The sequence below is a fragment of the Streptomyces sp. 3330 genome, assembly GCF_031456635.1.
Lineage (GTDB): Bacteria > Actinomycetota > Actinomycetes > Streptomycetales > Streptomycetaceae > Streptomyces.
On record NZ_JAVDVA010000007.1, the window covers coordinates 357,739 to 369,676 of the forward strand.

The following is an 11,938-nucleotide window of genomic DNA, read 5'->3' on the forward strand; positions in this document are numbered from 1 at the left end:
GAGACCAAGTTCTGGCACTCAGTGCCTTGCGGGGTGACACGCGGTGTCATACGTTGAAGGTGTCCGGGCGGCCGGCGTGCAGAGACCTTTCGTACGTCGGCTGTCCCCGCAAGCTCATGGTTTGCGCGCCCGGACGCCTGCGTCACAGGCAACCTCCCGCGCCACAAAGCGCTGCCGAACAGCACATCCGCCGAACCGACGGCACGTTCTCCCACACCCTCAGCAGCAACCGACGTAACCCTCAGCGCCCCGCCCTCAGGGCGCTCTCCGCCGGAGGCAACACCGTGACCATGCAGAAGATCCTGGACGCGATCCAGTCGCCGGACTCGACACCGGACGACTTCGCCGCTCTGCCGCTCCCCGAGTCCTACCGCGCGATCACCGTGCACAAGGACGAGGCGGAGATGTTCGCCGGCCTCGAGAGCCGCGACAAGGACCCCCGCAAGTCTCTCCACCTGGACGAGGTGGCCCTGCCCGAGCTCGGTCCGGGCGAGGCCCTGGTGGCCGTCATGGCCTCCTCGGTCAACTACAACTCCGTGTGGACCTCGATCTTCGAGCCGGTGTCGACGTTCTCCTTCCTGGAGCGCTACGGCAGGCTCAGCGAGCTCACCAAGCGGCACGACCTGCCCTACCACGTCATCGGTTCCGACCTGGCGGGCGTCGTCCTGCGCACCGGCCCGGGCGTCAACGCCTGGAAGCCGGGCGACGAGGTCGTCGCGCACTGCCTGTCCGTCGAACTGGAGTCGTCGGACGGCCACAACGACACGATGCTCGACCCCGAGCAGCGCATCTGGGGCTTCGAGACCAACTTCGGCGGCCTGGCGGAGATCGCCCTGGTCAAGTCCAACCAGCTGATGCCGAAGCCCGACCACCTGTCGTGGGAGGAGGCGGCGGCCCCCGGCCTCGTCAACTCCACCGCCTACCGCCAGCTCGTCTCCCGCAACGGCGCCGGCATGAAGCAGGGCGACAACGTCCTGATCTGGGGCGCCAGCGGCGGACTCGGCAGCTACGCCACGCAGTTCGCGCTGGCCGGCGGCGCCAACCCGATCTGTGTCGTCTCCTCCCCCGAGAAGGCCGACATCTGCCGGGCCATGGGCGCCGAGGCGGTCATCGACCGCAACGCCGAGGGCTACAAGTTCTGGAAGGACGAGCGGACCCAGGACCCGAAGGAGTGGAAGCGCTTCGGCAAGCGCATCCGCGAGTTCACCGGCGGCGAGGACATCGACATCGTCTTCGAGCACCCCGGTCGCGAGACCTTCGGCGCCTCGGTCTACGTCACCCGCAAGGGCGGCACCATCACCACTTGCGCCTCGACCTCCGGCTACATGCACGAGTACGACAACCGTTACCTGTGGATGTCCCTGAAGCGGATCATCGGCTCGCACTTCGCCAACTACCGCGAGGCCTGGGAGGCCAACCGGCTGATCGCGAAGGGCAAGATCCACCCGACGCTGTCGAAGGTCTACTCCCTGGAGGAGACCGGCCAGGCCGCCTACGACGTGCACCGCAACCTCCACCAGGGCAAGGTCGGCGTCCTCGCGCTGGCCCCGGAGGAGGGTCTGGGTGTGCGCGACCAGGAGAAGCGCGCCCAGCACATCGACGCCATCAACCGCTTCCGCAACATCTGAGACACCCGAGGTCATAGATGACTGAGCGTCAGAAGGACCGGCCGTGGCTCATGCGCACGTACGCCGGTCACTCCACGGCCGAGGCGTCCAACGAGCTGTACCGGCGCAACCTCGCCAAGGGCCAGACGGGTCTGTCGGTCGCGTTCGACCTGCCCACCCAGACCGGCTACGACTCCGACCACGTCCTCGCCCGCGGCGAGGTCGGCCGGGTCGGCGTGCCGGTGGCCCATCTCGGTGACATGCGCAGGCTGTTCCAGGACATCCCCCTGGAGCAGATGAACACCTCGATGACGATCAACGCCACCGCCATGTGGCTGCTGGCGCTCTATCAGGTCGTCGCCGAGGAGCAGGGTGCGGACATCACCCTGCTCCAGGGCACCACCCAGAACGACATCGTCAAGGAGTACCTGTCCCGGGGGACGCACGTCTTCCCGCCGGGACCGAGCCTCCGTCTGACGACGGACATGATCGCGTACACGGTCTCCCACATCCCGAAGTGGAACCCGATCAACATCTGCAGCTACCACCTGCAGGAGGCCGGGGCCACGCCGGTCCAGGAGATCGCGTACGCGATGTCCACGGCGATCGCCGTGCTGGACGCCGTCCGTGACTCCGGGCAGGTGCCGGCCGAGAAGTTCGGCGAGGTCGTCGCCCGCATCTCCTTCTTCGTCAACGCGGGCGTCCGCTTCGTCGAGGAGATGTGCAAGATGCGCGCCTTCGGCCGCATCTGGGACCGGATCACCCACGAGCGCTACGGCATCGAGAACGCCAAGCAGCGCCGCTTCCGCTACGGCGTCCAGGTCAACTCCCTGGGCCTGACCGAGGCGCAGCCGGAGAACAACGTCCAGCGGATCGTCCTCGAGATGCTCGCCGTGACGCTGTCCAAGGACGCACGCGCGCGGGCCGTGCAGCTCCCCGCCTGGAACGAGGCCCTCGGGCTGCCCCGGCCGTGGGACCAGCAGTGGTCGCTGCGCATCCAGCAGGTGCTCGCCCTGGAGAGCGACCTGCTGGAGTACGAGGACATCTTCGAGGGCTCGAAGGTCATCGAGGCCAAGGTGGCCGAGCTGGTCGAGGAGTCCCTCACCGAGATCGAGCGGATCCAGGAGATGGGCGGCGCGATGGCCGCCGTCGAGTCCGGCTACCTCAAGTCGCAGCTCGTCTCCTCGCACGCCGAGCGCCGGGCCCGGATCGAGTCCGGGCAGGAGAAGATCATCGGCGTCAACGTCTTCGAGACGACCGAGCCCAACCCGCTCACCGCGGACCTCGACACGGCCATCCAGACGGTCGATCCCGCGGTCGAGGCCCGGGTCATCGCCTCCCTCGAGAACTGGCGCGACACGCGCTACCAGCCGCCCTTCAACCACCCGCGCCCGTGCAAGGCGCTGGAGAGGCTGAAGGAGGCCGCGAAGGGCACCGCCAACCTCATGGAGGCCACCCTGGAGTGCGCCCGCGCCGGGGTCACGACCGGCGAGTGGGCCGGGGCGCTGCGCGAGGTGTTCGGCGAGTTCCGCGCCCCGACCGGCGTGTCGTCGGCGCCGGTGGCGGTCCCGGCCGAGGAGGGCTCGGCCATGGCCGACGTCCGCCGCAGGGTCGAGGACACCGCGAAGGACATGGGCGTCGGCAAGCTGCGCTTTCTGGTCGGCAAGCCGGGCCTGGACGGGCACTCCAACGGCGCCGAGCAGATAGCCGTGCGCGCCCGGGACGCCGGGTTCGAGGTGGTCTACCAGGGCATCCGGCTGACGCCCGAGCAGATCGTGGACGCCGCGCTGGAGGAGGACGTGCACGCCGTCGGCCTGTCCATCCTGTCCGGCTCGCACGCCCAGCTGGTGCCGGACGTCCTCGAACGGCTGCGTGTGGCCGGTGCCACAGACATCCCGGTGATCGCCGGTGGCATCATCCCGAATGGAGACGCCGAGCAGCTCAAGGCGGCCGGCGTGGCCGCGGTCTTCACCCCGAAGGACTTCGACATCACCGGAATCATCGGCCGCATCGTCGACGAGATCCGGAAAGCGAACAAGCTCGACCCCCTGGAGGTCCCCGCATGACCGTCAACCGTCTGCGTCCCCGCCGCTCGTGTCTCGCGGTCCCGGGCAGCAACCCGCGCTTCCTCGAGAAGGCGCAGGGCCTCCCGGCGGACCAGGTGTTCCTCGACCTCGAGGACGCCTGCGCGCCGCTCGCCAAGCCCGAGGCGCGGCACACCATCGTCAAGTTCCTCAACGAGGGCGACTGGACGGGCAAGACGAGGGTGGTCCGGGTCAACGACTGGACGACCGAGTGGACGTACCGCGACGTCGTGACGGTGGTCGAGGGGGCCGGCCCCAACCTCGACTGCATCATGCTGCCGAAGGTGCAGAACGCCCAGCAGATCGTCGCGCTGGACCTGCTCCTGACGCAGATCGAGAAGACCATGGGCTTCGAGGTCGGCCGCATCGGCATCGAGGCGCAGATCGAGAACGCGCAGGGCCTCAACAACGTCAACGAGATCGCGCAGGCCTCCCCGCGCATCGAGACGATCATCTTCGGCCCGGCCGACTTCATGGCGTCGATCAACATGAAGTCGCTGGTCGTGGGCGAGCAGCCGCCCGGCTACCCGGCGGACGCCTACCACTACATCCTGATGAAGATCCTCATGGCCGCCCGCGCGAACGACCTCCAGGCGATCGACGGCCCCTACCTCCAGATCCGCAACGTCGACGGCTACCGCGAGGTCGCCGGACGCGCGGCCGCGCTCGGCTTCGACGGCAAGTGGGTGCTGCACCCGGGCCAGGTCGAGGCGTCCAACGAGATCTTCTCGCCGTCGCAGGAGGACTACGACCACGCCGAGCTGATCCTGGACGCGTACGACTACTACACGTCCGAGGCGGGCGGCAAGAAGGGCTCCGCGATGCTCGGCGACGAGATGATCGACGAGGCCAGCCGCAAGATGGCGCTGGTCATCTCGGGCAAGGGACGCGCCGCCGGCATGCAGCGCACCGGCAAGTTCGAGATCCCGGAGGCCTGAGATGCAGTTCGGACGCACCTACGAGGAGTTCGAGGTCGGGGCGACGTACAAGCACTGGCCGGGCAAGACGGTCACGGAGTACGACGACCACCTGTTCTGTCTCCTCACCATGAACCACCACCCGCTCCACATGGACGCCAACTACGCGGAGCGGACGACCGACTTCGGCAAGAACGTCGTCGTGGGCAACTACATCTACTCCCTGCTGCTCGGCATGTCCGTGCCGGACGTCTCGGGCAAGGCGATCGCCAACCTGGAGATCGAGTCGCTCAAGCACGTGGCGCCGACCTTCCACGGCGACACGATCTACGGGCAGACGACCGTGCTCGACAAGTGGCCGTCGAAGTCGAAGAACGACCGCGGGATCGTCTACGTCGAGACCAAGGGCTACAAGCAGGACGGCACGCTGGTCTGCGTGTTCCGCCGCAAGGTGATGGTGCCGACCGAGACGTACATCAAGGAGCGCGGCGGCGAGCAGCCGGGCCGCCCGGAGCTGAACGCCCCTTCGGAAAAGACGGAGAAGTAGCCATGGCGCGCCTCGCCCAGACCGCCGGTCTGACCGACATCCAGCAGGAGATCCTCTCCACCGTCCGCGACTTCGTGGACAAGGAGATCCTCCCGGTCGCGACCGAGCTGGAGCACCGCGACGAGTACCCGCAGCAGATCGTCGACGGCCTCAGGGAATTGGGTCTGTTCGGCCTGATGATCCCCGAGGAGTACGGCGGTCTGGGCGAGTCGCTCCTGACGTACGCCCTGTGCGTCGAGGAGATCGCCCGCGGCTGGATGTCGGTCTCCGGCATCATCAACACGCACTTCATCGTGGCGTACATGCTCAAGCAGCACGGCACGCAGGAGCAGAAGGACCACTACCTGCCGAAGATGGCGGCCGGCGACATCCGCGGCGCCTTCTCCATGTCGGAGCCGGCGCTCGGCTCGGACGTGTCCGCGATCACGTCGAAGGCGGTGAAGGACGGCGACGAGTACGTCCTCAACGGCCAGAAGATGTGGCTGACGAACGGCGGCACGTCGTCCCTGGTGGCCGTTCTGGTCCGAAGTGACGAAGGACACTCCCCCGAAGAGGCGGCCGCCAAGCCGCACAAGTCGATGACGACCTTCCTGATCGAGAAGGAGCCCGGCTTCGGCCAGGTCCGCCCCGGCCTGACCATCCCGGGCAAGATCGACAAGATGGGGTACAAGGGGGTGGACACCACCGAGCTGATCATGGATGGCCTGCGGCTTCCCGCCGACAGCGTGCTCGGCGGGGTCACCGGCCGAGGTTTTTACCAAATGATGGACGGGGTCGAGGTGGGCCGCGTCAATGTCGCCGCCCGTGGTTGCGGCGTCGCCCAGCGTGCCTTCGAGCTGGGCGTCTCGTACGCCCAGCAGCGCCACACCTTCGGCAAGCCGATCGCCCAGCACCAGGCGATCCAGTTCAAGCTGGCCGAGATGGCTACCAAGGTCGAGGCCGCCCATGCCATGATGGTGAACGCCGCACGCAAAAAGGACTCCGGGGAACGAAACGACCTTGAGGCAGGGATGGCGAAGTACCTCGCCTCCGAGTACTGCAAGGAGGTCGTGGAGGACGCCTTCCGCATCCACGGGGGCTACGGCTTCTCCAAGGAGTACGAGATCGAGCGCCTCTACCGCGAGGCCCCGATGCTGCTGATCGGTGAAGGCACCGCAGAAATCCAGAAAATGATCATCGGGCGCAGGTTGCTCGAGGAATACCGGTTCCAGGGCTGATTGTCCGGGTTGGGGGTGTTTTCTTCGAGAAGAAGATCACACCCCGTCACCTTCCCTCTGCCGTCGACTCGGCTTCCTTGCTTACCCAGTTGTGGCCCCGAACCGCTACGATCGCGGAAAGCCGCCGTCCCCCCCGTCGAAGCGCGGCATCATCCGCTACGAAGGTCATCCATGCCCCACAGCCAAACCTCTGCACACCGCGACAGCCTGGTAGGCGCACGCCTCGCGCGCGGAGCATCGCCGTGGCTTCTGCCGACCGTCGCCACCGCAGCCGTCAGCCTGCTGCGCGCCCGCCGCTCGGGTGCCGCCAAGGCCGTCGCCGTGCCCGCCACCGCTCTCGCGGCGGGCATGCTGTGGTTCTTCCGCGACCCCGAGCGCGAGATCGCCTCGGGCCGGGTCATCTCCCCCGCCGACGGTGTGGTGCAGAGCATCATGCCGTGGAAGGACGGACGCACCCGGGTCGCGATCTTCATGAGCCCGCTCAACGTCCACGTCAACCGCGCGCCGCTGGCCGGCACCGTGACGTCCGTCGAGCACATCCCCGGCGGGTTCGTGCCGGCGTTCAACAAGGAGAGCGAGAACAACGAGCGCGTCGTCTGGCACTTCGACACCGAGCTCGGTGACATCGAGATGATCCAGATCGCCGGAGCCGTCGCCCGCCGCATCGTCCCCTACATCCCCGAGGGCACGAAGGTGGAGCAGGGCGAGCGGATCGGCCTGATCCGCTTCGGCTCGCGCGTCGACATCTACCTCCCCGAGGGCGTGGACGTCGCGGTCGAGGTGGGGCAGAAGACGGTGGCAGGGGTGACTCGCATTGACCGTGATTGACCCGGAGACCCAGGCGGGCTGGGTGCCCGAGGCCGACGAGGTGGACGAGGACGAGGAGATGCCCCTCTCTCTCCGCCTGTCGATAGCGGACACGCTCACCCTCGGCAACGCGACCTGCGGATTCATGGCGGTGTACTTCACCACCACCGGCATCCTGATCCCGCACCTCACCGGCAGCCAGGAATCCGGCATGGCCCGCCACAGCGCGGCCACGGCGGTCATCCTGATGCTGTGCGCGGCGGTCTTCGACCTGTTCGACGGCCTCGTCGCTCGCAAGCTGCGCTCCTCCCCGATGGGGGCGGAGCTGGACAACCTCTCGGACCTGATCAGCTTCGGCCTGGCCCCGGCGTACTTCGTCCTGGTCTACGGCATGGTCGCCGACGACGCCCACCAGCGGGTGGCGGCGGTCGGGGCCATCGTGGTGCTGCTCGCGGTGGTGCTGAGGCTCGCGAGATTCTCGTGCGTCACCGTCAAGGACGGCACCTTCCAGGGCATGCCGTCGCCGTTCGGCGCGCTGACGGTCGTCTCGATCGTGCTCCTCGAGCTGCCGTTCGTCGCCACGCTCATGGCGATCATCGGCACCGCGTGGCTGATGGTGAGCCGGGTCGAGTACCCGAAGCCGCGGGGCCGCCTCGCCGGCGCGATGCTCTGCTGGATCGTGCTGTCGATGGGCCTGCTGGCGGCCTGGGCGTTCGACGCCCCGAGCGGTCAGCTCCTGCTCCAGACCGGCTGCGCGCTGCAGCTCGTCATGGGCGCGGTCATCCCGCTGTTCGCCACGGCCCGCCGGGTGAACAACTTCCGCGACAACCGGCGCGAGGCGCGGGCGGCACAGCTGCCCTGACCCCCGCCCCACCGCGAAACGGGTGCGGCCCGGACCTCGAAGGTCCGGGCCGCACCCGTTTCGCGTTCAAGGGCGTCCGCCGTGTGCCCTTGCTCCGTCAACTACCGGCGATCCGTGCGCGGTTGCAGAGGGTGAGGAAGAAGAGGACGGTAGAAAGAGGGAGGGATTGTACGAGAATCACCCCCTTTGCACCTTTCGGGAGATGGCCATGCCCTCACTCGTCCTCAAGGAACATCTGGTGCCGCACACCTCGAAGATCCCCGCGAACTTCGGAGACCCGGTGCTGCTCCCCGTCCGGGAGTACGACGGCACCCACGGCAGCAACCCGCACCAGCCCGTCCTCATGCTGCACGGCCGCAGCGTCCCGGCACTGGCGGGGTTCGACCTGGCGCCGGTGCCCAACGGGCACACCACCCGGTACAGCTGGGCCCAGGAACTCGCCCAGGACGGCTACGACGTCTTCATCATGGAACTCCAGGGGTCCGGCCGCGCACCACGGCCGAAGGTGATGGACGAGCCGTGCAACGCCAATCCGACCCAGCAGCAGGCGGTCCTCGTCCCCAACCCGCTTCCGGAGCCCTGCTCGACCCTGCCCCCCTACCCGCACGAGCTCGGCAACACGGAGAGCGAGGCGGCGGAGCTCGAAGCGGTGGTCAAGTACATCAGGAACGTGCCCGGCCTCGACAAGCCGATCCGGTTCGTCGGCTGGTCCGCGGCCGCGCTCGTCATGGGCCCCTACACGCTCCGCCATCCGGAGGACGTCGAGAGCCTGTTCCTGCTCGCCCCGGTCTTCCCGCCGAAGGGGCGCTGGTCGGGGAACGCCTCCGACCCCTTCGGGCGCCCGGCCGGTGTGCCGACGCTGCCCGTGTCCCAGCCGCCCAACCTGTTCGGCTTCCCGATGCACGTCGCCGGCAAGACCGGGTTCAAGGCGTCGCTGGTGAGCACCCCCGCCCTGTGGGAGCCCGGCATCGACGAACGGGCGTGGGACGCCTGCGTGCAGGACGACCCCCTCACCTCCAAGTGGGGCCCCGAGGAGGCGCCGGGCGTCTACGAGGGCGTCCTGCGGTACCGGAACACGTACTCGTGGGGCTGGAACAGCCAGACCGCCGTGCACGAGAACCCGGCCGGCACGCGGGTGCTCGGCAAGCGGGTCCCCGTCCTCATCGTCTACGGGGAGCTGGACCGGACGGCGAACAGCCCCGCGACGTTCCCGGACATCCTGCGCTTCTCCGTCCCGGCCCTCTACGACGCCGTCAAGGGACCGAAGACGCTGATGTTCTGCCTCGCCGGCGCGGGTCACTCCCTGGTCTGGGAGACCACCGCGAAGACCGTCCATCAGTTCTCGAAGCAGTGGTTCCGGCAGAGCAAGGTCGAGGGCCTCGCCAACGGCAGCTACTTCAGGGAGACCGACGGCGATCTGATCCCCCTGCCGTAGCCCCCGCTCAGCTCAGGAAGTCGCGGCCGATCCGTTCCGCCACCCGCTCCAGGATCGGCCCGGCGTCCGAGATGCACCGGGCGATGTCCGGCTCGGCGTCCGTCAGCGGATAGGCGCGGCGGATGCCGGCCCGGCCCAGCGCCGCCGGGGGCAGCGCGAGGCGGCCGCAGACCGCGACGACCTCCTTGCCGGCCGCCCGGGCCGCCGCGGCGACACCCGCGGGGGCCTTGCCGTGCAGGGTCTGCTCGTCCAGCGAGCCTTCGCCGGTGATCACCAGATCGGCCCGTCCGAGCGCCGTCGCGAAGCCCAGCACGTCGAGCATGACCTCGATGCCCGGGCGGAAGCGGGCGCCGACGAGCAGCGCCCCGTAGCCGATGCCGCCCGCGGCGCCCGCGCCCGGCGCGGCGGCGTACTCCGCCGCCTTCGACCCGAGCGCGCTCTCCAGCACCTTCGCGTAGTGCGCGAGCGCCGCGTCCAGCGCCTCGACGTCGTCCGGCGAGGCGCCCTTCTGCGGGCCGTACACCGCGGGTGCGCCCTTGGGGCCGGTCAGCGGGTTGTCGACGTCGCTCGCCAGCACCAGTTCCACCGAGGCCAGCCGGGGATCCAGCTCCGACAGGTCGGCGCGGGCCAGTTCCGCGAGACCGCCGCCGCCCGGGGCCACCGGCTCGCCGTCCGCGTCGAGGAACCGCGCGCCGAGCGCGGACAGCATGCCCGCCCCGCCGTCGGTGGTGGCGCTGCCGCCGACCCCGAAGACGATCGTCCGCACCCCCGCGTCCAGCGCGGCGCGCAGCAGCTCGCCCGAGCCGTACGTCGACGCCGTGAGGGGCGCGAAGACCCCGGCCGGGAGCCGCTGGAGGCCGCTCGCCTCCGCCATCTCCACGACCGCGGTGTCACCGCGCACCGCGAACGCGGCGGTCACCTCCTGGCCGAGCGGTCCGGCGACCCGCACCTCCCGGCGTGCGAAGCCCGCGGCGACCGCCGCGGCGACGGTCCCGTCACCGCCATCGGCGACGGGCAGGGCCTCCACCTCGAGGTCCGCCACCACCCGGCGCAGCCCGGCCGTCACCCGCTCGGCGACCTCCACGGCCGTCAGCGAGCCCTTGAACTTGTCCGCGGCCACGAGCACCCGTCGGGTGCCCCGCACTGGAGCGTCCGTCACCTTGCATCCCCTTGCTCTCCGGGCCCCGCGCACGTCAGGGCCAGTCGCGCCGCTGCGACCTTAACCGCAAGGCGCCCCCGCCGTCATGCGGTGCCCGGACCCTGGAACGACGCTGAGCGGCGCCTGTGGGCGGTCGCAACCCTCGCGGGCGGCACCGGAATCGGGTAGACCGGACCCATGACCCCTGTGGGCGGCGAGCCGGAGCTCGCCGACCGCGTCCTCGGGGGCTGGCTGGGCCGGATCGCGGGCAACATGCTCGGCAAGCCGGTCGAGCAGGGCGACCTGTGGACGCGCGAGCGCATCGACCGCTATCTGCGGCGGGCCGCAGCCCTGCCGCTCACCGACTACCTGCCGGAGCCGGCCACCGAGGAGGACGGCCTGCGGCTGCGCCCGGAGTGGCGGGAGTGCGTGCGCGGCCGCATCCACGGCAGCTGCCGCGACGACGACGTCGACTACGCGATCCTCGGCCTCGACCTCCTGGAGACCCACGGCTTCGGCTTCAGCACCGAGCAGGTCGGCGACCTGTGGCTGCTGCGGCTCCCCTATCTGCAGACGTTCACCGCCGAGCGGGCCGCCTACCGCAACCTGACGGCCGGGCTGAAGCCGCCGCTGACGGCGACGTACGACAACCCGTACCAGGAGTGGATCGGCGCCCTGATCCGCGCCGACATCTACGGCTGGACCTGCCCCGGCCTCCCCCGCCGCGCCGCCTCCCTCGCCCGCCGGGACGCGGTGCTCTCGCACACCGGCAACGGGGTGTACGGCGCGATGTTCGCGGCGGCGCTGATCGCGGCGGCGTTCACCGCGCCGACGGTGCGCCACGCGCTGGACGAAGCGCTGGCCGTCGTCCCGGCGAGCTGCCGACTGGCCCGGACCGTGCGCCGGGTCGCCTCCCTCCACGAAGCCCGCATGACCTGGGAGGACACGCTCGCCACGGTGACCGAGGAGACGGCGGGCCTCGGCTGGATCCACACCGTCCCGAACGCCGCCGTCCTCACCGCCGGACTGCTCTACGGCGACGGCGACTTCACCCGGACCGTCACGCTGACCGTGCGCGGCGGCCTGGACACCGACTCCAACGGCGCGACGGCCGGTTCGGTGGCCGGGGTCCTGACCGGCGCCTCGGCGATCCCGCCCCGGTGGACGGAGCCGCTGGAGGACACCGTGCGCAGCGCGGTGTTCGGCTTCGACGGCGTGCGTATCAGCGAGCTGGCGCGGCGGACGCTGCGGCTGGCCGGGGAGCGGGACCGGCCGGCGGACCCCTGAGGCGGTGGGACAGCCGGTCCGGCGCGCGGCCGCGGCC

General features: G+C 69.8%; 10 protein-coding genes. 9 read left to right on the plus strand and 1 reads right to left on the minus strand.

Going from position 1 to position 11,938, the window contains the following annotated elements:
* Positions 1 to 290: 290 nt before the first annotated feature.
* From ccrA to J2X68_RS15305, 8 genes are all read left to right on the plus strand, one after another.
* On the plus strand, positions 291 to 1,628 hold the full coding sequence (ccrA, locus tag J2X68_RS15270; RefSeq protein WP_310433093.1) for a crotonyl-CoA carboxylase/reductase: 1,338 nt from the start codon (positions 291 to 293) through the stop codon (positions 1,626 to 1,628).
* A 17-nt stretch (positions 1,629 to 1,645) separates the two neighbouring features.
* Positions 1,646 to 3,673, plus strand: coding sequence for a protein meaA (locus J2X68_RS15275; protein ID WP_310433061.1), 2,028 nt, complete (start codon positions 1,646 to 1,648; stop codon positions 3,671 to 3,673).
* On the plus strand, positions 3,670 to 4,629 hold the full coding sequence (locus J2X68_RS15280; protein ID WP_057606081.1) for a CoA ester lyase: 960 nt from the start codon (positions 3,670 to 3,672) through the stop codon (positions 4,627 to 4,629). Before J2X68_RS15275 ends, J2X68_RS15280 begins: the two co-directional genes overlap by 4 nt.
* A 1-nt stretch (position 4,630) precedes the next feature.
* On the plus strand, positions 4,631 to 5,155 hold the full coding sequence (locus tag J2X68_RS15285) for a MaoC family dehydratase (RefSeq protein ID WP_310433062.1): 525 nt from the start codon (positions 4,631 to 4,633) through the stop codon (positions 5,153 to 5,155).
* A 2-nt stretch (positions 5,156 to 5,157) separates the two neighbouring features.
* On the plus strand, positions 5,158 to 6,372 hold the full coding sequence (locus J2X68_RS15290; RefSeq protein ID WP_310433063.1) for an acyl-CoA dehydrogenase family protein: 1,215 nt from the start codon (positions 5,158 to 5,160) through the stop codon (positions 6,370 to 6,372).
* 171 nt (positions 6,373 to 6,543) lie between these two features.
* Positions 6,544 to 7,200, plus strand: coding sequence for a phosphatidylserine decarboxylase (locus J2X68_RS15295; protein ID WP_020125547.1), 657 nt, complete (start codon positions 6,544 to 6,546; stop codon positions 7,198 to 7,200).
* A 22-nt stretch (positions 7,201 to 7,222) separates the two neighbouring features.
* On the plus strand, positions 7,223 to 8,041 hold the full coding sequence (pssA, locus tag J2X68_RS15300) for a CDP-diacylglycerol--serine O-phosphatidyltransferase (protein WP_310433094.1): 819 nt from the start codon (positions 7,223 to 7,225) through the stop codon (positions 8,039 to 8,041).
* A gap of 202 nt (positions 8,042 to 8,243) precedes the next feature.
* Complete coding sequence (locus tag J2X68_RS15305) at positions 8,244 to 9,476, plus strand: alpha/beta hydrolase (RefSeq protein WP_399040011.1); 1,233 nt, start codon at positions 8,244 to 8,246, stop codon at positions 9,474 to 9,476.
* Positions 9,477 to 9,483: 7 nt separating this feature from the next.
* Here the strand turns inward: J2X68_RS15305 and J2X68_RS15310 are convergent, their stop codons facing one another.
* Positions 9,484 to 10,602, minus strand: coding sequence for a glycerate kinase (locus J2X68_RS15310; protein WP_310433096.1), 1,119 nt, complete (start codon positions 10,600 to 10,602; stop codon positions 9,484 to 9,486).
* Between the two features lie 210 nt (positions 10,603 to 10,812).
* Between J2X68_RS15310 and J2X68_RS15315 the strand changes: the two genes are divergently transcribed.
* Positions 10,813 to 11,901: an ADP-ribosylglycohydrolase family protein gene (locus J2X68_RS15315; protein WP_310433064.1), complete on the plus strand. Its 1,089-nt coding sequence runs from the start codon at positions 10,813 to 10,815 to the stop codon at positions 11,899 to 11,901.
* Positions 11,902 to 11,938 lie beyond the last annotated feature (37 nt).